19 protein-coding genes are annotated in these 25,095 nt (G+C 65.3%); 17 read left to right on the top strand and 2 right to left on the bottom strand.

Annotated features, from left to right (window positions below):
* Positions 1-48: 48 nt before the first annotated feature.
* The 17 genes from GWC77_RS00720 (at position 49) to GWC77_RS00640 (ending at position 23,166) form a co-directional block, all read left to right on the top strand.
* Positions 49-1,197, top strand: a complete 1,149-nt coding sequence (locus tag GWC77_RS00720; protein WP_173254852.1) for an anthrax toxin-like adenylyl cyclase domain-containing protein — start codon at positions 49-51, stop codon at positions 1,195-1,197.
* Between the two features lie 180 nt (positions 1,198-1,377).
* Entirely contained in the window at positions 1,378-2,394 is a 1,017-nt protein-coding gene (gene tssA / locus GWC77_RS00715) for a type VI secretion system protein TssA (protein ID WP_173254942.1), read from the top strand.
* A 46-nt stretch (positions 2,395-2,440) separates the two neighbouring features.
* Positions 2,441-2,992: a type VI secretion system contractile sheath small subunit gene (gene tssB, locus GWC77_RS00710; RefSeq protein ID WP_173254850.1), complete on the top strand. Its 552-nt coding sequence runs from the start codon at positions 2,441-2,443 to the stop codon at positions 2,990-2,992.
* Between the two features lie 26 nt (positions 2,993-3,018).
* Positions 3,019-4,527: a type VI secretion system contractile sheath large subunit gene (gene tssC / locus GWC77_RS00705; protein WP_173254848.1), complete on the top strand. Its 1,509-nt coding sequence runs from the start codon at positions 3,019-3,021 to the stop codon at positions 4,525-4,527.
* 105 nt (positions 4,528-4,632) lie between these two features.
* A complete protein-coding gene (locus GWC77_RS00700; protein ID WP_173254846.1) occupies positions 4,633-5,127 on the top strand; it encodes a type VI secretion system tube protein Hcp in 495 nt (164 codons plus the stop codon).
* Between the two features lie 102 nt (positions 5,128-5,229).
* Positions 5,230-5,751 (top strand): type VI secretion system baseplate subunit TssE, encoded by a 522-nt coding sequence (gene tssE / locus GWC77_RS00695; protein WP_173254844.1) that lies wholly within the window; start codon positions 5,230-5,232, stop codon positions 5,749-5,751.
* A complete protein-coding gene (gene tssF, locus GWC77_RS00690) occupies positions 5,748-7,646 on the top strand; it encodes a type VI secretion system baseplate subunit TssF (RefSeq protein WP_173254842.1) in 1,899 nt (632 codons plus the stop codon). The genes tssE and tssF overlap by 4 nt, the downstream gene beginning before the upstream one ends.
* A complete protein-coding gene (gene tssG / locus GWC77_RS00685) occupies positions 7,631-8,650 on the top strand; it encodes a type VI secretion system baseplate subunit TssG (RefSeq protein ID WP_173254840.1) in 1,020 nt (339 codons plus the stop codon). The genes tssF and tssG overlap by 16 nt, the downstream gene beginning before the upstream one ends.
* 11 nt (positions 8,651-8,661) lie before the next feature.
* On the top strand, positions 8,662-11,412 hold the full coding sequence (gene tssH / locus GWC77_RS00680; RefSeq protein WP_173254838.1) for a type VI secretion system ATPase TssH: 2,751 nt from the start codon (positions 8,662-8,664) through the stop codon (positions 11,410-11,412).
* 43 nt (positions 11,413-11,455) lie between these two features.
* On the top strand, positions 11,456-11,845 hold the full coding sequence (locus tag GWC77_RS00675) for a DUF4280 domain-containing protein (RefSeq protein WP_173254836.1): 390 nt from the start codon (positions 11,456-11,458) through the stop codon (positions 11,843-11,845).
* A 60-nt stretch (positions 11,846-11,905) separates the two neighbouring features.
* Positions 11,906-13,849, top strand: coding sequence for a type VI secretion system Vgr family protein (locus tag GWC77_RS00670; RefSeq protein WP_173254835.1), 1,944 nt, complete (start codon positions 11,906-11,908; stop codon positions 13,847-13,849).
* Between the two features lie 8 nt (positions 13,850-13,857).
* Entirely contained in the window at positions 13,858-14,124 is a 267-nt protein-coding gene (locus GWC77_RS00665) for a hypothetical protein (protein WP_173254833.1), read from the top strand.
* Positions 14,117-14,731, top strand: a complete 615-nt coding sequence (gene tssJ / locus GWC77_RS00660; RefSeq protein WP_173254831.1) for a type VI secretion system lipoprotein TssJ — start codon at positions 14,117-14,119, stop codon at positions 14,729-14,731. Before GWC77_RS00665 ends, tssJ begins: the two co-directional genes overlap by 8 nt.
* Positions 14,718-16,058, top strand: a complete 1,341-nt coding sequence (tssK, locus tag GWC77_RS00655) for a type VI secretion system baseplate subunit TssK (protein ID WP_173254829.1) — start codon at positions 14,718-14,720, stop codon at positions 16,056-16,058. Before tssJ ends, tssK begins: the two co-directional genes overlap by 14 nt.
* The gene (icmH, locus tag GWC77_RS00650) at positions 16,040-17,383 is read left to right on the top strand and encodes a type IVB secretion system protein IcmH/DotU (protein ID WP_173254827.1); all 1,344 of its coding nucleotides are present in this window, start codon (positions 16,040-16,042) and stop codon (positions 17,381-17,383) included. The genes tssK and icmH overlap by 19 nt, the downstream gene beginning before the upstream one ends.
* A gap of 69 nt (positions 17,384-17,452) precedes the next feature.
* On the top strand, positions 17,453-20,983 hold the full coding sequence (tssM, locus tag GWC77_RS00645) for a type VI secretion system membrane subunit TssM (protein ID WP_173254825.1): 3,531 nt from the start codon (positions 17,453-17,455) through the stop codon (positions 20,981-20,983).
* Positions 20,984-21,048: 65 nt separating this feature from the next.
* On the top strand, positions 21,049-23,166 hold the full coding sequence (locus GWC77_RS00640; RefSeq protein WP_173254823.1) for a flagellar biosynthesis protein FlhA: 2,118 nt from the start codon (positions 21,049-21,051) through the stop codon (positions 23,164-23,166).
* Here GWC77_RS00640 and GWC77_RS00635 read toward each other — a convergent pair whose 3' ends face one another.
* Entirely contained in the window at positions 23,167-24,285 is a 1,119-nt protein-coding gene (locus GWC77_RS00635; protein WP_173254821.1) for a flagellar biosynthesis protein FlhB, read from the bottom strand.
* Positions 24,282-25,091 (bottom strand): type III secretion system export apparatus subunit SctT, encoded by an 810-nt coding sequence (sctT, locus tag GWC77_RS00630; protein WP_173254819.1) that lies wholly within the window; start codon positions 25,089-25,091, stop codon positions 24,282-24,284. Before sctT ends, GWC77_RS00635 begins: the two co-directional genes overlap by 4 nt.
* Positions 25,092-25,095: the final 4 nt, after the last annotated feature.

The following is a 25,095-nucleotide window of genomic DNA, read 5'->3' as shown; positions in this document are numbered from 1 at the left end:
GATTTCCAATGCTTTCCCTAGACTTTGATAAAGCGAATGGGGAAGGCAATGAGTCTATTTCCGGAATACGATGCGACCGCGGGATTTCACCCTCGACACGTCGAGTCGTTCAAGCAGGTCAGCATCGAGTCGCGCATGGTCATTGCGTCTCGCGAGTTGAACCCGCTGTGCACCGATTTGATGATGGAGGGCTATGCGGCGAAGGGCTTTCACATCAAGGCGAAGACGTGCGACTGGGGACCGATGGCGGGCTTCGTCGCGCTCGATCCGCGTTTTACGAAGGCGTCGCAGCCCCTCGCGAAGCAGGAGGCAGCCGTCCTCCAAGCGGTGGCGGCCGGCGTCGGCGCGGTGCCGCTCGTCATTTCGGCCGCGCGGCTTTCGACATTGTTCGCACGAGGCGTGATCGAGCGTTCGGTCTCGGGCGCGGCATCGCCTGCTAGCGCGTCGCTCCTCGAGGTCACGGCGCGACAGGGCGGCGCGGGCGATGCACATTCCTTTTTGGTTGTCCCAACGCAAGGCACGGCGAAGTGGAGCGTCTGGTATCGGCCCGATGCGCCACTACCACCCGCACTTGCGCGGGCGCGTCTTGCGAACGACCCGCCGGTCGGGCGCGCGGCGCTCGATGCACTCACGGCGAAAGGCTGCGAGCCGCTCTTCGGGCTGACGAATCCACGCGCCGCGGGCCATGCTGCGCGCGACACGGACGCCGTCTGCGGCGACTACGACCTCTGGTGCGTCTTTCCGCATGCGAGTCTCGCGAGCCCAGGCGTGAACGACCGTCCCATGCCTCGGGCGACGTTCGTGTCGCCGAAGATCGGCGGTGCCGTGAGACGGCTCGCGCATCAGGCGGCGCTCGTGTTCGCGAACGATGCCGAGCGTCAACGCATCGCGGCGGCGATGGGCGATCCGCATCTGGGCAACATCTCCTTCGCCGTCGACCGCATTCGGCGAAGGCTCAACGCGGTATGCCGACCGGGTAACGATGTGGTCATGCATGGCGACTACGGCGGCTTCGCGCTCGGCGAAATCGACTATCCGTTGATCTTCTTCATTCCGCATGCCGCGAGCGGGTTTCGCCACGCCGAGCATCGTGTCGTTGCCAGCCAGCCCGAACTGCAACGCCTGTTACGAGATATCAGACGCGATGGATTCCGCGTTGAAGCCAACCCTGCGTGGGCGCTGCCCACCTGGCGTTAGGGCGTGTACCAAGCTTCATGGCCATCGCATCGCGTGAGCGCGGTTCATTTTGAGAAGTTTCGCAAGGGCAGGCTCAAGCGAACGGAGAACAATGGCTCACAGATCGCGATACGCCATGCAGTGCAAATCTGACATGCCGACGCGCTCACCCCCTTTCTTCCGATGCGTACGTTGAGAACCATGTCCCTGCTCGATATCGATGCAATGTTGGCGGATGTTTCTTCCGAGGCGCCATGCGGTGCCGATCTCGAGTATTCGCCTGAATACGTCGAACTGGCGCGTCTCGTCGAGGGCTCACCGGATGTTCAATACGGCCGGATGCATCTCGAGGCTATCGAGCCGGACTGGAAAGCGGTCAAGACGCGTTGCGCTTCGCTGTTCTCGCAAAGCCACGATTTGCGACTGGCCGTATGGCTCACGCGCGCCTTGCAATCGCTGTCGGGATTCGCGGGCCTCGACGCCGGGCTGGCGCTGATCGAGGGCTTGCTTGCGCGCCATTGGGACCACTTGCACCCGCGGTTGGACGCCGACGATGACAACGATCCGACGGCACGCATCAACATCCTCGTCGCGCTCGACGATCAGGCCGGACTCGTACGCCAGGTTCATACCGCGCCGCTCGTTCAATCGTCGATGCATGAGGCGTTCAGTCTGCGCGACCTCGATATCGCCGCCGGCGAATGGGCGGCACCGCCGGACGCCAAGCCGGCCGATGCAGCCGAAATCGAGGCTGCTTTCGCAGCGTGTCCGTTCGACGGGTTGAGCGCGACTCAGCTGATGCTGGCGACGGCATGCGAGCGCGTGGCGAAGATCGACACCCTGTTGACCGCGTTAGCGGGGCCTAGCCATGCCATTAGTTTGAACCGCCTTCACCAACTGTTGCGCCACGCCGTCGCAGCGGTGCAGGAGCGCCTCGTGCGCCATCCCGGGCGTCCGGTCGTCGCGTCGGACGCGAATGAAACGTCAAGCGCCGCGCCGGCGGCCACATCGCACGACATCGTCAATCGGGTCGATGTCGTACGCATGCTCGACCGCCTATGTGCGTATTACGAGCAAAACGAGCCTGGCAGCCCGGTGCCGTTGTTGCTGCAGCGTGCACGACGCCTGGTCAATCTGAGTTTCATCGAGATCGTGAGCGACCTGTCGCCCGCGGGTCTGGGCGAAGTCAAGCACTTAGCCGGTATCGAGTCGCAGTAACGCCTGCACTTCGTCCGGTCCACTCACTCATATGGAGATCGATTCAATGGCCAAGGAAAGCAGTCAGAAGTTTCTTGCACGTACGCGCCCGCCGCGTGTGCAAATCGAGTACGACGTCGAAATCAACGGCGCCGAAAAAAAGGTTTCGCTGCCGTTCGTCATGGGCGTCATGGCGGAACTGTCGGGGCAATCGGTCGAACCTTTGCCGTCTGTCGCCGAGCGCGAGTTTCTCGAGTTCGATACCGACAACTTCGACGATCGCATGAAAGCGATCAAGCCGCGTGTCGCTGCGACGGTGCCCAACACGTTGACGGGCGAGGGCCACCTCGGCATCGATCTGACGTTCGGGTCGATCGACGATTTTTCCCCCGAAGCGCTCGCACGCAATATCGAGCCGCTGCGCCGGCTCTACGAGGCGCGAGGCCACCTCGCCAACCTGCTTCGTTACATGGACGGCAAGGTCGGCGCCGAAGACCTCGTGGCCAAGCTGCTTGCCGATCCGGATCTGATGCGTGCACTCGCCGCCAAGTCCGATGAAGCCAAGCTCGACGAGGCCAAGCCCGAGGGGCAGGCCGAGGCCGATGGTCCCGCCGCCTGAACGCAATCTTTAAAAGGAATTCAGTCATGACAGACGTCAGTACTGTAGAGCAGAACGCCGCGCAGCAGACCGTCAGCGAGACGATCGAGCCCGGCGACTTCTCCAGGCTTTTGCAGCAGGAGTTCAAGCCGAAAACCGACAAGGCGCAACAGGCCATCGAAAACGCTGTGCGGACCTTGGCCGAACATGCGCTCGCGGACACCACACTCGTCTCCACGGACGTGATGAACACCGTCGAAGCACTGGTGGCAGCGATCGACAAGAAGCTCACCGAACAGATCAACGAGATCCTGCATTGCGAGGCCTTCCAGAAGGTCGAAAGCGCATGGCGCGGGTTGCATTACCTGGTCAGCAATACGGAAAGCGACGAGCAGCTCAAGATCCGCGTGATGAACGTATCGAAGACCGAGCTGTATCGCACGCTGCGCAAGTACAAGGGTTCGGCATGGGATCAAAGCCCGCTCTTCAAGAAGCTTTATGAACAGGAGTACGGCCAATTCGGCGGTCATCCTTACGGCGCGATCGTGGCCGATTATTACTTCGACAACAGCGGCCCGGATGTCGATCTGCTGAGCCAGATGGCGAAGATCTGCGCTGCCTCGCATGCGCCGTTCATCGCAGCCGCGGCGCCTTCGGTGATGCTGATGGAATCGTGGGGCGAGCTCGCCAATCCGCGCGACATCGCGAAACTGTTCGAGACGCCGGAGCACGCCGGATGGCGCGCGCTGCGCGAATCGGAGGATTCCCGTTACATCGGGCTGACGCTGCCGCGTTTTCTGGCACGCGCGCCGTATGGCGCGAAGTCGAATCCCGTCGATTCCTTCGACTTCGAGGAAGACACGGGCGACGGCGACAGCAGCCGCTACGTCTGGGCAAACTCGGCCTACGCGATGGCCGCCAACATCAACCGCTCTTTCAAGCACTACGGCTGGTGCACGCGCATTCGCGGGATTGAATCGGGGGGCGCTGTCGACGATTTGCCGGTCCATATCTTCCCGAGCGACGACGGGGGCGTGGCTTCGACCTGTCCGACAGAAATCGCGATCAGCGATCGCCGCGAAGCGGAGCTCTCGAAAGCGGGGTTCTTGCCGCTCGTACACATGAAGAACTCAGGCATGGCCGCGTTCATTGGCGCGCAGTCGCTGCACAAGCCCGCAGAGTTCGAGGATCCGGTGGCGACGGCCAACGCGGGCCTCGCGGCACGGCTTCCCTACCTTTTTGCGTGCAACCGGTTTGCGCATTACCTCAAATGCATCGTGCGCGACAAGATCGGCTCGTTCAAGAGCAGGGAAGACATGCAGCGTTGGTTGTCGGACTGGGTGATCCATTACGTGGACGGTTCTCCCGCGCATTCGACGAACGAAACGAAGTCGCGTCGACCGTTGGCAGAGGCGAGTGTGGTGGTTGACGAGGTTGAAGGTAATGCAGGGTATTACACGGCGAAGTTTTTCCTGCGTCCGCATTACCAGCTCGAAGGTCTGACAGTCTCGCTGCGACTGGTCAGCAAGCTGCCTTCTGTCTCGGGAGGCGCTTGACGAGGCCGGCGCATTGCGCCGGGAGGACCTCGATAAGCACCCGCGGATCGACGTCCGCGGGAGTGGTTTGTTAAATCTGGTCGAAAGACCGCAAGGAGTTCAAAGATGGCAGATAACGGTATCACGATCGTGCTCGCAGGGATCGAGGGCGAAAACGGTGAGGAGAAGGCGGCACTGAACGTCATGAACTGGAACTGGGGAATGAGCAACTATCCCCAGGATCGGTCCGACGGGGGCCTGTCCTCCGGCACGGCACAGGTGAGCGGCATCAATTTTCAGAAGCAGTTTTGCAAGGGCTCGCCCATCATCATGAAGTACCTGACGACCGGCAAGCACTTCTCGACCGGTACGCTGGAGATGCGCAAATCGACGGGTAAGCCTACCCCGGAAGTGTTCCTCAAGGTGGACCTCACGAATGTCTTCGTTGCGACCTACACCACGGGAAGCGACGGTTCCACGGACGAAATGGTGGAAAACGTGTCGCTTGTGTTTGAGTCGATGAACGTTGCCTACCACCCGCAGAAGACGCCGGACGGCTCGCTCGATGCCGCGATCGAATTCACGTACGACCGCAGCACGAAAAAGACGGGCAAGGAGTAATTACGCAATGCCTGCCTGCCGGCTTCGGTCGGCAGCCTCGCGTTTTGATGTGCCGCGGCGCGAACGCGCGTCGCGGCTTCACCCTCATGGACCTTGTCACTCATGGCCGAACTCACAGCGAAGGACCGTCTGCAGCCGGCACTGCTGGACCGGCTGACCGACGATGCACCGTCGAACCCGTTCGAGGCTCGCGAGCGGCGCGTGGTTTCGGCAAAACAATTGCGCCGCGGCGTGCTGCGCGATTTATCCAATCTCCTGAACGCAACGAGACTCCCCGGGTACGAGCCCAAACGAGGCGATGGCTGCTCGGCGATCGGTCGCTCCGTCTTGAACTATGGCTTGCCCGATTTCACAGGTAAGGCGCTGTCGAATCTCGACTCGGACGAGATATCGGATTGGATCGCCGAGGCGATTCGTTCGTTCGAGCCGAGAATCGTCAGCGATAGCGTACGGGTTCGCGCACTGCCTCGCGAGGAGCGCACGCGTCCGACCGCAATGGCCTTCCTGATCGAGGGCGACCTTTGGATGCAGCCTTATCCTGAACGGCTTTATTTCCGCACCGAACTCGATGTCGAGGACGGCGATGTCAGCGTGCGCGGACTCGACGGATCGAGCGCGCGATGAATCCGGTCCTGCTCAAGTACTACAGCCAAGAGCTCGCGCATCTGCGCGAGATGGGCGCCGAGTTTGCGCAGGCGTTTCCGAAGGTCGCCGGACGGCTTGGCCTCGAGCGCTTCGAGTGTGCCGACCCTTATGTCGAGCGTCTGCTCGAAGGCTTCAGCTTTCTGGCGGCCCGGGTGCAGATGCGCCTCGACGCGCAATATCCCCGCTTCGCGCAGCATTTGATGGAAGTGTTGTTTCCGCAGTATCTCGCGCCCATTCCGTCGATGGTCGTCGCGCAATTCGCGCCCGACTTTTCGCACCCGAGTCTCGCCCGCGGGGTTCGCGTGCCGCGGCACACAGCGCTCATCGGACAACTCGACAAGCACGACACGACGCGATGCGAATATCGAAGCGCACACGAACTGACGCTGTGGCCGCTCGAGCTTGTCCACGCGCGTTATGCACCCGACAGCGGTGCGCTAGGCCACGTACGCGGAGCGCGATCGCCGCGGCCGCTCGCGGCACTGCATCTGCGGTTTCAAGCGCATGGCGTGAACGCGGCGAGCGCGTTGCCCCTGGATACCTTGCCGATCTACTTGCGTGGAAGCGACAACGCAGCCGTGCGCATCTACGAGCAATTGACCGGTCATGTCGTCGGCGCGTATGTCGTGCCGGCCGGCTCGTCGGTACCTTGCGCGGTGTTGCCGGCGGATTGCGTGGTCCCGACGGGTTTGTCGGACGAACAAGCGCTGCTGCCGAATGCCGCTCAATCGTTCTCGGGCTTGCGCTTGTTGCAGGAGTATTTCGCGTTTGCTCAGCGATTCTTGTTCGTCGAACTGCGAGGCCTGCGTCAGGCGCTGCGCAGTTGCAACGATACGGCGTTCGAACTCGTCCTCTTGCTGGATGCGCACGACTCGACGCTCGAATCGGCGATCGATACCTCGCAGTTCGCGCTGTACTGCACGCCGGCGATCAATCTGTTCGAGCGCAGGACCGATCGCATCTGGGTGACCGACGAGCAGTTCGAATATCACGTCGTTGCCGATCGCACGCGTCCGATCGATTTCGAAATCCACTCGATAGTCAGCGTCGACGGCTATCGCATGGGTGCGATGGAGCCGAGGCGCTTCGATCCGCTTTATCGCGTGCGCGGCGGCGAAGCGGGGCGCGACGGCGCGTACTATCAGATGCGGCGCGAGACGCGGCTGCCATCGGAGCAGGAGCGCCGCCTCGGGACTCGATCGCGTTATGTGGGCAGCGAAGTCTACATCGCGCTCGTCGACGGCGCGGAGCAACACCTGCCGATCGACTTGCATCAGCTCGGGGTAAACGCACTTTGCACGAACCGTGACCTGCCGCTGCGCATGCGCGTGGGTGCGGGGGCGACCGATTTCGTTTGTGGCGAGCCCATGCCAGTCGAGTCCGTGCGTTGCATCGCCGGGCCGAGCGAACCGCGCGGCGCGCTTGCGCAAAACGACGACGTGGTCTGGCGTCTCGTCGATGGTCTATCGGCCAACGCCCTCCCGCTGACCGAGAACCTTGGCTTCGACGACGGCCGCTCGGCCGCCGAGGCAAGGGCGCGCGCGCTGCGCGATCTGCTGAGCTTGCATTGCAGGCCAGACGATGACGTCGCGAAGCGCCAGATCATGTCGATCGAGCGCCTCAGCGCGCGGCCCGTGACGCGGCGTCTGCCGATAGCCGGGCCGACCGCCTTCGGACGAGGTCTCGAGATCGCGCTCGAGTTTGCCGATTCGCCGTTTGTCTATGAGGGCGGTTTTCTCTTCGGCGCGGTGTTGCAGGCGTTCTTCGCCTTTTATGTGTCCATCAATCATTTCACCGAGACGGTCGTGCGCACGGCCGGCCGCGGCGAAGTGATGCGATGGGCGCCGAGAGTCGGACAATGCGCGATCCTCTGACCACCATGCGCCGCATCGGCGCCGCCGCGGCGCGCTTCGAATTCATCGCGGCGCTGCGCCTCGTCGAGGCGGCTCACCGCGACAAGCCGCGTATCGGTCGCGCACTGCGCGCGGCCGACGAACCGCTGAGGCTCAGTCAGAACGCCGATCTTGCGTTTCGCGGCAAGGAAATCTCAGGCGCGGGGGTGTCCCCCTCGGGCGGCGTTCCGCGCGTGGCAGTCAACACGGGATTGCTCGGTCCGCAGGGACCCATGCCGCTGCACTTCACCGAGTACGTTCGCGAGCGCTGGTTGCGCGCCGGCGACGCGACATGGACCGCATTTCTCGACGTCTTTCATCATCGGATGCTGAGCCTGCTTTATCGGGCTCGCGTGACGAGCGAACCCGTGATTGCGCTCGATCGTCCGGACGACGACGCGTTCGCGCGCAGCGTCGGAAGCCTTGCCGGGTTCGGCCACGCGACGCGGCGCGACTGCACGCGTCTCGACGCCCGGGCATTGCTTTACTTCGGGGGCCTGCTGACCGGGCGAACGCGGCATGCGAGCGGGCTCGCGACATTGCTCGCCACTTACTTCGGCGTGCCGGTTTCGATCGAGCAGTTTGCGGGCCGGTGGCTCGCATTGCCCGATGAGGCGTTGGCTCCATTGGGATCGCGCGCCGCGGTCTCGCTCGGACGAGGACATGTGCTCGGACGCCGTATCTGGGACCGTCAGCACGGGGTGCGCATCCTCATCGGTCCCGTCGACGATGCGACGCGCCGGGTGCTGGAGCCAGGCACGACCCAGTTCGCCGAACTCGTCGAATGGGTTCGTCTTTATACCGGCGGCATGCTCGACTGGGACGTCGAGATCCGCTTGAACGCCGATGTGCCGGTGCCCATGCGTCTCGCGCGAAACACACGTCTTGCGCGCGAGACCTGGCTTGGCCGGTCGCGTTCGGCGTCGCACGGCGGTTCGCCGTCGCTGCGCTTTCGCGGCGACATTGCAACGCCGCGCTCACATTAAGGGGATTCGTTATGGCAGAAATTCGTCGGGTGGCGCTTTTCGGCAAGCTTGGCACGCTGGCCTATCGCACGATCGAGAGCGGCACCGTCTTTTGCAAGCTGCGCGGCAATCCTAACGTCGAACTGGCGCACTGGCTGCACCAGATTCTGCAAGATCACGATTCCGATCTGCATCGAATCGTGCGCCGCTTCGGCCTGGGCAGGGCAGCGCTGGCGCGCGATCTGACCAAAGCACTCGATGCGTTGCCGCGCGGTGCCGATGGCGCCATCGATCTGTCGCCGCATGTCGAGGAAGCGGTCGAGCGCGCCTGGGTCTATGCGTCGCTGCTGTTCGACGCCGACGAAGTACGCACGGGGCACCTGCTCGTGGGATTGCTCAAGACGCCGTCGCTCCATCGCGATCTCGTCGGGATTTCGCCGGAATTCAAGCGCATCGATTGCGAGGCGTTGACCAGCGAATTCGACGCGCTCTTGCGGGAATCGCCGGAAGCGTTTGGTGGCGCAGCGGGTACGCGCATCGATGCGGTGCCCGGCGAGGCGAGCGGCGCGATCGCGCCGGCGCCGATGGGCAAGCAGCAGGCGCTCGCGCGCTACACCGTCGATTTCACCGCGTTGGCGCGCGAAGGCAAGCTCGACCCGATCGTCGGGCGCAGCGATGAAGTCCGTCAGATCATCGATATCTTGCTGCGGCGGCGTCAGAACAACCCGATTCTCACGGGGGAGGCGGGTGTCGGCAAGACGGCGGTCGTCGAAGGGCTCGCGCAACGCGTCGTGTCGGGCAGCGTGCCGCCGCCTTTGCGAGGCGTGAGCCTGCGCGCGCTCGATGTCGGGCTGCTGCAAGCCGGCGCCAGCATGAAGGGCGAGTTCGAGCAGCGCTTGAGGCAGGTGATTGAAGAGGCGCAGCAAGCTCAGCCGCCCGTCATCCTTTTCATCGATGAGGCGCATACGCTGATCGGCGCGGGCGGCGCCGCCGGCACCGGCGACGCGGCAAATCTGCTCAAGCCGGCACTCGCGCGCGGCACGCTGCGCACGATTGCCGCGACCACGTGGGCCGAATACAAGCGATATATCGAAAAGGACCCCGCGCTCGTTAGGCGTTTTCAGCCCGTCGTCATACGCGAGCCCGATGAACCGAAGGCGCTCGCGATGTTACGCGGCCTCGTGCCGGCGATGGAGGCGCATCACGGCGTGCTCGTGCTCGACGAAGCGCTGCATGCGGCTGTGACGCTGAGCGCCCGCTATATCGCCGATCGGCAATTGCCTGATAAAGCGGTCAGCCTCATCGATACCGTTTGCGCCCGTGTCGCCGCGAGTCACCATGCCACTCCGCCGGCGCTGGAACATGCACGGGAAACCATCGCGGCACTCGAGGCGGAGCGTGAGTCGATCGAGCGCGAGACGGCCTGGGGTGCCGATCGCGAAGCGCGTTCCAACGCGGTGGCCGAGCGTCTCGCCGCAGAACGGGCAACCGCCGAGGCGCTCGCCGCCCGTTGGCAGCGGGAAAGCGCGCTCGTCGAGACGATACGCGAACTGCATCGGCGCCTTTGCGATCTGTCCAAGGTGCCCGAAGAGATCGACTCGGTTGACGAGGTCGAAGCTGTTGAAGCGGTTGAAGCAGGATCGTTTGACGGCGAAGCCGTGAACGAAACCCACGAGCCCCACGCCGCCTGTGCGCGGCGGGAGGCGCTCGCGGCGCTCGGCCACGCCGAACGCGAGCTGCGGACCACGCAAGGCGACGCACCGCTCGTCATGGCCTGCGTGGACCGTCATGCGGTGGCCGCCGTCGTTCAGGATTGGACCGGTATTCCGGTCGGGCGCATGGTAGGCGATGAAGTCGAAACGCTGCTCGATCTCGCGCGGCGCCTCGATGCGCGCATCGTCGGTCAACCTCACGCGACTGCGCGCGTCGCACGTTGCATTCAGACCGCTCGCGCGGGACTCAACCGTCCCGGCCGTCCCGTTGGCGTGTTCTTGCTCGCGGGCCCGTCCGGCGTCGGCAAGACCGAAACGGCGCTTGCGCTGGCCGGCGAACTCTATGGGGGCGAGCACAACCTCATCGCGATCAACATGAGCGAGTACCAGGAGGCGCATACGGTGTCGACGTTGAAGGGCGCGCCGCCCGGATATGTCGGCTATGGCGAGGGTGGCGTGCTCACCGAGGCCGTGCGTCGTCGGCCGCACAGCGTCATTCTGCTCGACGAAGTGGAGAAGGCGCATCGCGACGTGCACGAGGTGTTCTATCAGGTATTCGACAAAGGTTGGATGGAGGACGGCGAAGGGCGGGTGGTCGATTTCCGCAACACGCTCATTCTGCTGACGACCAATGTCGGAACCGAACTCATGATGCGCGCCTGTGCCGATGCCGCGTCCATGCCCTCGGAGCAGGAGCTCGCCGCGGCGCTGCGCGGCCCGTTGTTAGGCGTATTCGCACCGGCTCTGCTTGGCCGGATGACGACGATTCCGTACTACCCGCTCGATGAAGCGGCGCTGCGCACGATTGTCGGACTTCAGCTTGCGCGCGTGCAAGACCAGATGCATAGCCAGCACGCAATTGCGTTGCGTTTCGACGAAGTCGTCGTGACCTGGATCGTCGAACGATGCGATGAAAACGACAGTGGTGCGCGTCTCGTCGATGCGGTCATCGCTCAACGGCTGTTGCCGGAAATCGGGCAGGCGATGCTCGCGCGGCAAACAAGCGGAACGCGAATCGAGCGCGTGGAAGTGACTGTCGTTGACGATGCGATTCGGTGCACGTTTTTCTGATCGAAACTGACAGCCGACATCGGTTGGCGAAAGGAGAATTTTCATGGCTCAGCAAGTCGTTGCGGGTGCAATGATGAAGTGCTCGTTCGGTCTCGCGCCATCGGTGCTCAACGTGCTGCCGCAAGCGCGGGTCATCGTCGAAGGACGTCCCGCCGCGTCGATCATGGATTCGAAGCCGCTCATCAACATTCCGACGTTCGGGATGTGCAATGCGCCAACGAATCCGGAGGTCATCGCGGCGACGGCGGCGGCGCTCGGCACGCCCACACCCGCACCTTGTGTGCCGGCGACGGTCGCGCCCTGGGTGCCGGGCGCGCCGAATGTACTGGTGGGTGGATTTCCCGCGCTGACGAACGAGTCCGTATGTATGTGCACCTGGCTGGGCGCGATCACGATAGACCTCGCGGGCAGCCTGCGCACCATGGTGCCGTAAGCGCCGGATGGGCGGGCGCCAAACCGATGAATCGACATTTCAACCGCGGCGGACACTGATATGGAGATCGAGCTCAAGAGCAGCGTGGGTGGCGACACCTTGCGTCTGGTTCGCATGCGCGGAAGCGAAGCGCTCGCCACGCCGTTCGAATTCGAGCTCGAGCTCGCGAGCGATGCTGCCGATATCGGCACCCATGACCTCGTCGGCACGACGCTCTCGCTCGCGATGGAAGCCGTCGGCGGCATGCGCGAATTCAATGGGATCGTCGCGCGTGTCGGCCTCGTCGATTACGGTATGGACGAAAGCGGCACACATCGGGTCGGCTACCAGGCGACGGTTCGCCCGCGCCTATGGTTGCTCACGCGCGGCGCGCACTGCCGCTTCTTTCATGATTTGTCGGTGCCTGAGATCGTCGGCCAACTGCTCGATGACTACAGCGTCGATTACGAAAACCGATGTACCGCCAGCTATCCGAAGCTCGCGCACTGCGCGCAGTACCGCGAGACCGATTTCGACTTCTTCTCCAGGCTGCTCGAGCGCGAGGGAATCTACTACTACTTCGAACATCGCGGCGGCAAGGACATCCTGGTGCTGGCCGATGCGCCGAGCGCGCACGAGCCGATGGCGAACTACGGGACGATCTCGTTTCAGCCGTGGGTGACCGCGGGACAGCCGATGACCGAGTCGGTCTATCGATGGTCGTTCGAAGAAGAGCTTTTGGCGGGCACGAGCGAGGTGAATGCGTTCGATTTCAGGAAAGCCCGCTCGAGCGAAAACCAGGGCTTGCTCGCACGTGCGTCGTCGAAGGAGGGCCGCAGTGCCTACGTACTCGCTGACTATTCGCCCGGCTATGCCGCGCAAAGCGACGGACATCGCTACGCCCAGACGCTTGTCGAGGCTCATCAGGCTCAGGCCGTCCGCGCAGTGGGCCGAGCCAGCGCGCGCGGCGTGCACCCCGGCGGAACGTTTTCGCTGACGGGCTACCCGCGCGCCGATCAAAACGCGGAGTATCTCGTAGTCGCAGCGGAGTACGAGCTCGGCGCGATCGACGCGCTCGCATCGATGCCGGGTGCCGCGTCGTCCGAGCCGCTGTTCGACTGCGAGTTCGTCGCTATCCGCAAGAGCCGGCCCTACCGGCCGCAACGGCGGACGCCGCGCCCGCATACGGGGTTGCAAACGGCGATCGTCGTCACCCCCGAGGGCGACCAGACGGCTGCGAGCGCCTATCTGCAGGTGAAAGTGCAGTTCCACTGGGAGCAGTTCAACCCGCCAAAAGACGGCGAGCGCATGCAGCGATGCTGGGTGCGCGTGGCGCAGGGCTGGGCGGGCAAGGCATGGGGTGCGATGTTCGTGCCTCGTGTGGGGCAGGAAGTGGTGGTCGCCTTTCTCGACGGCGACCCCGACCACCCGCTCATCGTCGGCAGCGTTTACAACAGCACCAACGAGACCCCGTATCAGCTGCCTGCGAACAGTGGTGTTTCGACGATCCGGACGAAGGCGATCGAAGGTTCCGAGCGCAACGAAGTGCGCTTCAACGACAAGGACCTGCAACTGCTGTTGTACACCGGCGGCCGCCACGATACCTACGTCAAGAAGGATGACCTCACGTGGGTGGGAGGCTCGCAGCACACGATCGTGCGCGGCAAGCAACTGGTGAAAGTGGGCGCTCAACACCTGAGCGTCATCGGTTCGCAAAACGTGAAAGTCGATGGCAGCGCGTCGCTTCAGGCGGAGGCGAACGTGGTCCAGAAAGCCGGGATGACCTACGCCGCGAGCGCCGAACTCGTTTCGATTTCGGGCGGTGCGACCGTTTGCATCGAAGCGAGAGCGTTGCTGACGCTCAAGGTCGGGGAGAGCTTCGTCGCGATCAGCCCCGCCGGTGTACAGATTTCGGGTCCCATCGTTGGCTTGAACAGCGGCGGCTCGGCCGGCTCGGGCGCGAATGCGTCGCCCGAATCGCCGAGCGCGCCGGACGAGGCCGACGACGGCTCGTCCGTCAAATGAGGCCCGCCATGACCGCAACGCTTCCGGAATGCGTCGACGCGGTCGATCCATTGCGCTCGACATCGCGGCTGTTGGCCGGTTCGCCGTTTCTCGCGCGTGGCGCATCCGTGGTGGCCGCGCGCGACCCGCTCGGGCTCGGCACGCCTGCGACGGCTGAGGCCGTCGGAGAGATGCGGGATGCGGCACGCGCCGATCATGCTCCGCCTCAGCGCCAGGCTTTTCGCCTGCCCGTCTGCGAGTGCGCCGCGGCTGCACGGGAGAGTGCAGATGAATAGCACTCGGCGGTGCCTGCAGGCGGTGACGATCGTCATTTCGGTGGCCCTTGCGGGATGTGCGAGTCCCGTTCCGCGCTCGCAGCCGACGCTTTCCGTGACGATTCATGCGTCGCCGTCACTCAATCCCGATGACGAGGGTCGTCCGACGCCCGTGATCGTCCGGATCTACGAGTTGCGTGCGAGAGATGCGCTCGATCGCGCGACATTCTTCGAACTGTACGACCACGATGCACGCGTGCTCGAGGGCGCGCTGCTGCGGCGCGCCGAGATCACGGTGAGCCCGGGCGAAACGGTGCCGCTCGTGCGTCCGCTCGATCCGGCGACGCGCGCCGTCGCCATCGTGGTGGCGTACGAACGCATCGACGATGCAAAGTGGCGCGCTTCGGTGCCGCTCGGCAGTGCGGGCGCCGCCGAATTGACGGCGACGCTCGGTAGTTCGGCGGCGACGTTGGCCGATACGACACCGGCTCGTCCAGCGCCCAAACGCGGGCTCGTGACGCGCTGGATGCGTCCGGTCTGGAAGGCCGCGACGAGCATGTTCGGAGGAGCAAAGGAACGACCGATGCCGAACGCGATAGGAAAGGGAGATCATCATGACGTGGAATAACCGGGTGGTCTGGTCCGAGGGCATGCTGTTGCAACAGCAGCATCTTCAGCAGCAAGACCGCTACTGGCTCAGTCAGATCGATTCGCGCTGGGGTACGCGGCGGCACTACGGGTGGGGCTTTTGGAAGCTCGCCATCGACGAGGCGCAATTGGGCCTCGGCAAGGTGGCGCTGACGGCGTGCGAGGGCATCATGCCCGACGGAACCGCGTTCGTGCTGCCGCTCGACGACGAGTTGCCGCTGCCGCTCGATATCCCCGAGACGCGCCGCGATGCGCTGGTCGTGCTGGCGCTGCCGCTCAGGCGGCCCGGCGTGGCGGAGATGGCGAGCGAGCAGAGGACGGCCGACGAGAGCTATGCCCGCTACCGCCGCGAAGCCTGCGTCGTCGTCGACAACAACGAGGACTCGCGCGAAAGCACCGAAATGGATGTGGGCAAGCTGCGGTTCTCGCTCGCATTTGCCGACGACGTGACGCAGGCGTATGCCGTGCTCGGCGTTGCGCGCGTGGTCGAGTGCAGCGAAGCGAACGGCGTCGTGCTCGATCGCGGATATGTGCCGCCGTGCCTCGATTATCGCGTCGCCGGCCGACTCGCCGCGTTGATCGACGAGCTGGCCGGCATGCTTCGGCAGCGCGGCGACGCATTGGCCGCGCGCCTCGCTCAGCCGGGCGCCAACGGCGCGGCCGAAATCGCCGATTTTCTGCTGCTGCAGCTCGTCAATCGCAACGAGCCGCTCATGCGGCATCTCGCGAGCGTGAAGGGCTTGCATCCGGAGGCACTCTTTCGGGAACTGCTGCAACTGGCGGGCGAGCTCGCGGGCTTCACTGCGAGCGGTCGGCGCGCGACGATACCGGCACCTTATCGTCACGACGCGCTCGCCGACACCTTCGCGCCGCTCGCCGACGAACTGCGTCGATCGCTCAGTATGGTGATGGAGCCTCAGGCGGTCGCGCTCGGCCTCGAGCAATCGCAGTTCGGCGTCAGCATCGCGCGCGTGCCCGATACACGGCTGCTGAAGACCGCCGAGTTCGTGCTCGCGGTGAAGGCGGAGATGGCGACGCAAGCGCTCTCGATGGCGCTGCCTGCGCAAACGAAGGTGGGCCCGGTCGAGCGGATTCACGATCTGGTCAATCTGCAACTGCCGGGCGTCGCCTTGCGCAGATTGCCCGTGGCGCCGCGTCAATTGCCTTTTCACGCCGGCTATTGCTATTTCGCGCTCGACACGTCCGACGACTCGTGGCCGCAGATCGTGGCATCGGCCGCGATCGCGCTGCATGTCTCCGGTGACTTTCCTGGCTTGGAGGTGCAGCTGTGGGCGATTCGACCATGACCGAGGATACGAGCCCGCAGGGGGCTCACGCGTTGGAGCCCGCAGCGGAGGAAAGCGGAGCCGCCCCGATGGTGGCCGACAAACAGATGGCGCCGGCCGGGACGCAGATCGATGCGGAGCTGCCGCCGTTATCGCAGGCCCATCACCGAGCCGCGCTCGCATCGGGGCTGAATCCGCTCGTCGGTGCCGCGCACGCGCTGATCGAGGCAGGTGCGGCGCTGCGCGACGCACGCGCGGCCCAGCCCCTGGAACCGCTGCGCGCGCGTCTCGCCGGGATGATCGAGACCTTCGGCGACGAAGCGACCGCCAAAGGCATCGATGCCGAAACCGTTACGATCGCGCGTTACTGCCTGTGCACGTTCATCGACGAGACGATTGCCGCGACCCCATGGGGCGGCGGCGCCTGGGCCGCAAGAAGCCTGCTGGTGACGTTTTTCGGCGAAGCGTCGGGCGGCGAGCGCTTCTTCACGATACTGCACGGGCTATCGCAGGAGCCGCGGCGCCATCTCGATGCGCTCGAACTGCTGTTCATCGTCTTGTCGCTGGGCATGGCGGGACGCTACCGATTGATGCCACGCGGCCACGCAGAACTCGAGCGCATTCGGGACACACTGCGCCGCCTCATCGCGGCGCAACGCGGCCGTGCGCTCGCGCCGCTTTCGCCCCAATGGCAGGCCGCTCATGCGCCGCTACCGCGGCGGCGGTACGTCAACGGCACGGCGCTGGCAATATCGGGCGTACTCATTTTTCTCGCCGCACTGGGGGCCGTATTCGACCACTGGCTGCAGGAGCAAGCGCAGCCCGTGATTCAATCGCTCGGCTCCGTGCGTCTTGCCACTGCCGCGTCGCAGCCTGCGGCCGCACCCGCGGTGACTGAAACCGCATTGCGCCAGCGGTTGAGCACGCTGCTCGCGCCCGAGATCGCCAGCCAGCGGGTGACGGTGGGCGGAACATCCGATCGTGCCGTCATCACGCTGCTCAGCGATGGCGTCTTTGCGTCGGGACGCGCGACGGTACGGCCCGATGACGTGCCGCTGATCCGGCGTATCGGCGCGGCGCTCGACGGCACGGCGGATCGCGTGATCGTCGTCGGTCATACGGACGATCGACCGCCGCTTTCCAGCGGGCAAAGCAACTGGCAACTCTCGCTGGCACGCGCGTCGTCCGTCGTCGAGCTACTGCGCGAAGAAGCCGGCAGGCCTGAGCGCTTTCTCGCGCAAGGACGGGGCGCGCTCGATCCGATCGCGTCGAACGATTCCGCCGCAGGGCGCGCACGCAACAGGCGTGTCGTCATCACCGTGCTTGCGCCGGGCGCGGCCTTATGAGTGCGCGGCGGGCAGTGTCCGCCGCGCTTGTCGGAGATGAGAAAAGTGATCCCTCGCATAGTTGAACGCGTGAGCTGGCGTACATTCGCTGCGGCCTTGGCGGTGCTTCTCGGACTCACGCTGATTTGGCATCAGGCGCCGCGCGTCGGCTACAACGGCCGCACGCCATTTGCCAGCCCCTCGGCACGCGCGTGGCTCGTGGTTGCGCTCTTCGCATGCTGGGCGGCCTTCGCGCTCGGGCGTTGGCTCGTGCAATGCCTGCGCGATGTGCGCATCGTGCGCAAGGCGCCGCGCAACGAAACGCAAGACGACGGTCAGGCGCAGGCCGATGCAGCCGCAGCCGACACGTCACGGCGCTCGCGAATGGCGCTCGAGCGCAGCTTTCGCCGCGCGCTCGCGCTGATCCGCGGCAACGGTTTACCGGGTGCCGGCCGTTGGCGCGCGCGCAAGTTGCCGTGGTATCTCGTGCTCGGCGAGCACGGCACTGGCAAGAGCGCGATGCTTGCGGCGAGCGGGCTCGAATTTTCGCATCAGCGTGCGCTCGCGGATGTCGACGACGATCTTACGCTGCACCGCTGGTGGCTCGCCAACGAGGCGATCCTCATCGAAGCCTCGCCGCACGGGCAGGCCGCGAAGGACGGCTGGCAAGCGTTGCTGCGCAAGCTCCGGCAAACCCGGCGGATGCGCGCCATCGATGGCGTCGTCGTAACGGTCGACGCAGGATGGTTGGAGGACAGCGCCGCTTCGGCGCGCGAGGGCCAGGCCGCATCGATACGCGAGCGCATCGATGCAATGCATCGCACATTCGGCATTCGCTTTCCTATTTATGTCGTCGTGACGCGATGCGACCGGCTACCGGGTTTCGCGCCATTTTTCGAGGCGCTGGACGAAGGTGCGCGGGCTCAGGTGTGGGGCACGACGTTCGAGCTCGATAGCGATGCGGGCTCGCCGCTCGCATCGTTCGGCAGCCGCTTCGATGCGCTCGTGCGCCGACTACAGGCGCGAGTCGTCGAATCGTTGCCGTCGTCCGGCGAACCGGGGCTCGCTGCGCCGATCTATGGATTTCCGGTGCGATTCGCGGCGCTCGGTCCATCGTTGCGCGGCTTTTTGCAGGAGGCGTTCGGTACGTCGCCGTACATGGACGACGCGATGCTGCGCGGCGTCTACTTCACGGCGGCTCCGCCGGCCGCCTGCGAGAGTCGCGGCGAGCGTAGCGGCCGGCGGCGGGGCTACTTCATCGAGCGGCTCTTGCGTGAAGTCGTGTTTCCGGAGGCAGGCCTCGCTGGCCGGCGGCTTCCGTCGACGCGCCGGCAGCGCATCGCGCGCCGAGCCGCTTGGGCCGCTATCGCCGTTGGCACGCTCGTCGTGGCTGCGTGCCTTGCGATCAGTTACGAACGCAATCTCGCCTCGATAGCGGCCCTCGAGCGCGCTGATCTGAGGTTGACTCAGTTGGCCCGCGCCGGCGTGGACTCGGACGCACCGGCTTCGATGCTGCCGGTGCTCGATGCCGCGAGGAATCTGCCGCTCGGCTATGCGCAGCGCGACGCGCGTGTGCCGCTCGCCTCCCGCTTCGGGCTGAGCCGGAGCGAGCAGCTCGGCACCGCTGCCCGGGCGCGGTACCAGGCGTTGCTGCGCGCGACGATCGAGCCGTTCGTCGCACGGCGGCTCGCTCGCGCATTGGCGGCTCCGGGGCTCGATGTAGGGGCACGCTACGCTACGCTGCGCGTTTATCTGATGCTGGGTGATCCAGCCCACTTCGATGCCACGGCAGTACGGACATGGGCTGCCGGCGACGCGTGCTCGCTGCCGCTCACCGACGCGCAGCGAGCCGATTGGCTCGAGCATGTCGACGCGCTCTTCGGGAACGGCAGCTTCAAGGCCGATGTACGGCTCGATGCGGAGCTCGTCGGGAGCGCGCGTGCCGCCATCGGTACGGTTCCGGTGGCCGAGCGCGTCTTCGACACGATACGTCCCGAGCTCGAAAAAGCGATGCGGCAGCCGCTTGCGGTCGACATGATGGGCGGCGACGACGCGGGGCTCGTCCTCATTCGCAAAAGCGGCAAGCCGCTGACCGACGGCGTGCCAGGGGCATACACGCGCCGGGGATACGCACGGTATCTGACGATGCGCGACGCGGCCCTGCAAGCGCTCGATCGCAATGCCTGGGTGATGGGCCGCAACGTGGCACCGGCGGGCGATCCCGCACGCCGCGCGATGCTGGCCGGCGACATCGACCGCTATTATTTCGACCGTTACATCGCGGCATGGGACGGCATCCTGAACGACGTCTCGCTGCGGCCGCTGCCGAAAGGAAGTGACGGCGCGTCGATCGTGAAATTCCTGGCACGGCCCGATTCGCCGCTGCGCATGTTTCTAACGACGGCGGCCGCGCAAACGACGCTGGCCGGCGATGCGGCTGGCTCCCTCGACAGCGGCAAGGGCACCGGGCATGCGACGCAATCGATATGGCGGACTCTGCTCGCGCGTGCGGGAACGATGTTCGGCTCAGGGCGTGCGAAGCATGCTAAGTCGGCGAATGGACCCGCGCCGGGGGCTTCGGGGGCGCTTGTGGCGCAGGGGCGCGCTGCGGATGGCCGCCCCGCGGATGGCCGCCCCGCGGATGGCCGCCCCGTGGACCGGCATTTCGAAGCGTTGCATCGGTTCGTGGCCTCGGGCGGTGACGGTAAGCCGTCGGCGCTCGATGAGGTGCAGCGCGAGCTTGCCGCGGCAGGCGCGTTTCTCGACGCCGCCGACGCCGCCCATGCGAATGGCCTCCCGGCGCCGCCGGGCGATGCGCTCACGGCGCTCGATCAAGCTGCGCTCGGGGTGCCCCAGCCGATGGCCGGCATGTTGCGCGGACTCTCGGCAAGCGGTACCGCGGCCACGCTTGCCGGCGAGCGGCTGCGCCTCGACGCGCTATGGCGCGCGAACGTCGTGCCCTTCGGTCACGCCGCGCTGGACGGCCGCTATCCGTTCGTGAGGACGTCGCAAGTCGACGTAACGCTCGACGATTTCACGCGCGTGTTCGGCCCCGGCGGTCTCATCGATACATTTTTCCGCAACAACATCCAACAGTACGTCGATATGTCCACGCCCCACTGGAGCTGGAAACCGTCGGCCAAGGCGCTGGGCATGTCGGCGAAGACGCTCGAGATGTTCCGCGAAGCGGCGGCGATTCGCGAAGCGTTCTTTCAGGACGGCAGCCGGACGATTCAGGTGCGCTTCGCGCTCACGCCCGAATCGATGGATCCCGCGTTGACGCGTTTCGTGCTGACGCTCGCCGGAAAAACACTCGACTATCAGCACGATCCGCGACGTGCCGTCTCGTTCGACTGGCCTGGCGCTGCGGCACCGCAGCCGGCGCGGATCGATTTCGCACCCGCGGCGGCCGACGGGCGCAGCGCGGTCGATGCGCAGGGCCAGTGGCGCCTGTTTCGCTTGCTCGACCTCGGCAAGCTGACACGCGAGCGGGCCGACAGCTTCAGTCTGAGCTTCGATTTCGGCGGCAGAAAAGTGTCGCTCGATCTCTCAGCCAGCAGCGTCGTCAACCCGTTCGCATTGGACGCGCTGAGCAAGTTCCAGCTTGTCGATACGCTCTAACCGTAGCGCGCCTGAAGCGCGTACCCCAGGGAACCGCACGGGGTCCGCGCGTTACTCAATGCGCTATGGATATCAATCATGCTCAGGGCGGGCCGCGCATGGCCTTCGCCCGCACGCTCGAATGGCTGCATCGATTCGGCGCGCGCAGCGATGCCGTCGTGGCTATCATCGTCGCGCTTGTCGTGTTCATGATGGTGCTGCCGCTGCCGACCCCGGTCATCGACGCGCTCGTCGCACTCAATATCGCGACAGCGCTATTACTCATCGCGCTCTCGCTCTATCTGCCGAATGCAGTCGCCTTCTCGAGCTTCCCGGCGGTGCTGCTGTTTACGACGCTCTTCAGGCTCGGCCTCGAGATCAGCACGAGCCGTTCGATTCTGATGCACGCCGACGCAGGGGCGATCGTCGAAACATTCGGACGGTTCGTCGCCGGCGATCACGTCGTCGTCGGTGCCATCGTGTTCTTCATCGTGGCGGTCGTGCAGTTCGTCGTCATCACCAAGGGTGCCGAGCGCGTAGCGGAGGTGGCCGCGCGTTTTTCGCTCGACTCGATGCCGGGACGGCAGATGGCCATCGATGCCGACGTACGCGCCGGCCTCGCTCGCCCCGACATGGTGGCGCACCTGCGCGCGGAGCTTGCGCGCGAAAGCCGGATGCACGGCGCCATGGACGGCGCCATGAAGTTCGTGAAGGGCGATGCCGTGGCGGGATTCGTGATCGTGATCGTCAATCTGACGGCGGGCATGGCCATCGGCGTCGTCTACAAGGACATGACGCTTGGCGAGGCGCTTCATCGCTATGCCGTGTTGACCATCGGCAACGGTCTGATGGCGCAAATCCCGGCGCTGTTGATCTCGATCGCCGCGGCTGTCCTCATCACGCGCGGCGGCGAGGCGCAGACGCCGCAGGGCACGACGCTTGGCCGCGAAGTGCTCGGCCAGATGCGGGCGGCGCCGGCGGCATGGATCGTCGCCGGCACCGTTGCCGCCGCGTTTGCCGCCGTACCCGGGATGCCGTGGATAGCGTTCGCGCTCGTCTCGGCATCGATGCTCGGCTTCGGTGCGCTCGGCCTGCGCCGCGAGTGGGCCGGCGTCGATTCCCGCCGTAAGGGCGAGCCGGAAATGCACCCGGATGCGCCGATCCCTGACGAATGCGACTTGCGGCAGATCGTGCCGATCCGGCCGATCGTCGTATTCATCTCGGAGCAAATGGCCGGCGACGAGCGGTTCGCTCAATTCGCGCGCGCCGCGCGGCGCGCGCGCAACCGGCTCGTGCTGCATCATGGCATGACCGTGCCGAACATCGATATCCAGCGTGTGCGCCGGCTCGAAGGCGATGCCTACGAAGTCGCCGTTCACGAGGTCGCTGCCGCGGATGGACGCTTTCACTACGACTGCCTGTGTGTCAGGGAAGAGGCGATATCGGACGACGCGCTTCGCGTACATGCGGTTGTGCAGCGCTACCCGCTCATTGCGAAGGCGGTGTGGATCGAACGCGAGCGTTTGACCGACGCCGGCGCGCTCGCATCGGGCATCGGTGCCGTCGACTATTTCGAGCGGCTCGTCACGCAGGTGCTGCATCGCCATGCAGAGCGCTTCGTCGGGATCCATGAAGCGCAACTCGTGTTCGGCTGGCTTCAGCGCGAAACGCCGGCTGCGGCCAAGGAGTTGGCGCAGGTGATGCCGCTACCGCGTTTCGCCGAAGTGTTGCGGTTGCTGGTCGGCGAGCGCGTATCGATTCGCAACGTACGCGCCATCGTCGAGACGCTCGTCAGTTGGGCGCCGAAGGAGAAGGACACGGCGATGCTCGCCGAGCATGTGCGCCTCGCGCTCCAGGCGCAGATATGTCAGGAGTTCGCGCGCGACGGCGTGCTTCATGCGGTCCTCGTCGATCGCGCGCTCGAAGACACGTTGCGCGGTTCGTTGCAACAGAGCGCGCAGGGATGGACGTTCGCGATCGATCCGGAGACCGCCGGGCGCATACTGAGGCGCGCGGCCGAACTGTGCCGGCCGCCGGACGAGCATGGCGCGGCACCGGTGGTGCTGACGGCACAGGACTTGCGCCGCCCGCTGCGGCTCTTGCTGCGCGACGAAGTATTCGACGCCTACGTGCTGGCCTATACGGAACTGACGCCGACGCAACGGGTGCGCGCGGTGGGGACGATCTCGCGCGATGCGGCATGATCACGTCTCAGCTCGTTCGTCGAAGAAGAGATCGTCGATTTCGATCGGTTGGGCACAGCGTGCATCGAGCGTATCGAGTTCGTCCACGAGCCGGTAGACGATCGCCACCGCGCGATAGCAATCCGCGGGAATCGTGGCTTCCACCTGGACATCGGCGTGAAGCCGCCGTGCGAGCTTGCGGAAGTGGAAAACGGGAATCTCGGTCAGCTGTGCCGCTTCGATCATCTCCTGGGCGGCTTCATCCACGCCTTTGGCAACGACGACCGGCACCGATTGCGTGTTGCCGTCGTAGTGGAGCATGACGGCAATATGCTCGGGATTCGTCACGAGCGCGCGGCCCGAACGAGGTGCACCGAGCGTCGGGCCGGCAGGGGCCAGCAAAGCCTCGATGAGCGCCGAGCGCAAGCGCGCCCGGACTTGCGGATCGCCGGCGGTCTGCTTCAGTTCCTCTTTCATGTCGCGATGTGACATGCGCAGTCCGCGCCGATGATGGCGTTTCGCTAGCCATACACTGGCGAATGCCGGAGCGGCGAACGCGGCCAGCAGCACGCGGATCAAGAAATGGGCGGTTTCGACGCCGGCTTGCAAGTTCGCTCCCAACGATTGCCGGGCGAGCAACATCGGCACGATTTGCACGCGATCGGCGAGTGCGAGCATGGCCGCGATACCGAGTGCCGCGGCGCTGATGAGCGAGATGGCCAGCCCCGTGAGATGTCGAGCGGAAACGAGTTGCCGAAAATGTGCAAGCGGATCGAGCCGTGCGAGCGACGGCGCCGACACTTTCGGCGAGAAATGCATTGACCCTGTCATCCACGCACCGCATACGGTTGCTGCGAAAGCGGTCGCGCCGATGCAAGCCAGGACTGGCACCATGAGCCGCGCGCACGCAGTCACGAGGCGCGTCGCCGAGGCCAGCGGGCGCGCGGCCGAGCTCGCCTCCAGCGCCAGGCCCGCTATTTCGAGCCAGGCTTCGCAGGCGGCGTCGAGTCCCCAAAAGAGAAGCTCCGTCGATGCGGCGAGGACGAGCAGTGCACCGAGCGGCTCGCTGCGTGCGACGTTACCCTTGGCGCGCGCATCGCGCAGCCGCTTCTCGGAAGGCGGCAGTGACTTCTCGCTCATCGCCTATCGGCGCGCATGCGGTCGAGGACGTGCATGGCGGCCTCGGCATGCGCGAAGGTGGCCTGGGCGAGGGCATCGAAGAGCGCGGGCAGACTCAGCGCGACCACGAGCACCGCGAGGACGCTTTTGAACGGCAACGCCGCGATGTATGCCGGAAACCGTGGCGCGGCTCGCGAGAGCACGGCGAAGCAGACTTCGACGAGAACGAGTGCGAGCAGATAGGGCAGCGCGAGCAGGACGGCGAGACGCATCATGGCCGTCAGCAATGGCTCGATCGCGGTCCAGGTGCCGCTGTTTAGCGCAGGCAGCCAGGCGAGCGGCGGCCAGACGGCGAAGCTTGCATAGACCACGGCGACGAGTGCATGAAGCGCGCCGGCATGGATCAGATAGACACATGAGGCGTGCTTGAACAAGGCGCCGAAGACCGAGGCGTCCGGCGATGCGGCTGGGTCGAGCGCCTGTGGGTTCGCGCCGCGTTGATAGTCTAGACAGGTCCCCGCCGACTCGGCGGCCCACAATGGAACGGCGAGGACAGTCGCGAGTAGCAGGCCGATAGCGCACTCCTTCGCTGCCAGGCCCAGTGCGAGACCGGGGCTTGGCGCGCGCGCCGCGATGGCTGGCAGCAGACCCGGTACGGCGGGCAGCGCGAGCGCCAGTGCAACGGCGGTGCGTGCGATGCGCGACAGCGCGTGCGGAGCGAAGATCGGCACGAGGATCAGTGCGGGGATCCAGCGGAGCGCGCCGAGACTGAGGGCAAGAAAGAGGGGCAGCAGCGGGCCGAGCGGGTTCGTGAGCGGATCGGGCATGGAC

Origin of the sequence: Paraburkholderia sp. NMBU_R16 (assembly GCF_013282575.1) — a bacterium.
GTDB lineage: Bacteria > Pseudomonadota > Gammaproteobacteria > Burkholderiales > Burkholderiaceae > Trinickia.
Note: the sequence above shows the minus strand (reverse complement) of the source record. Positions and strands in the feature narration are given on the sequence as shown.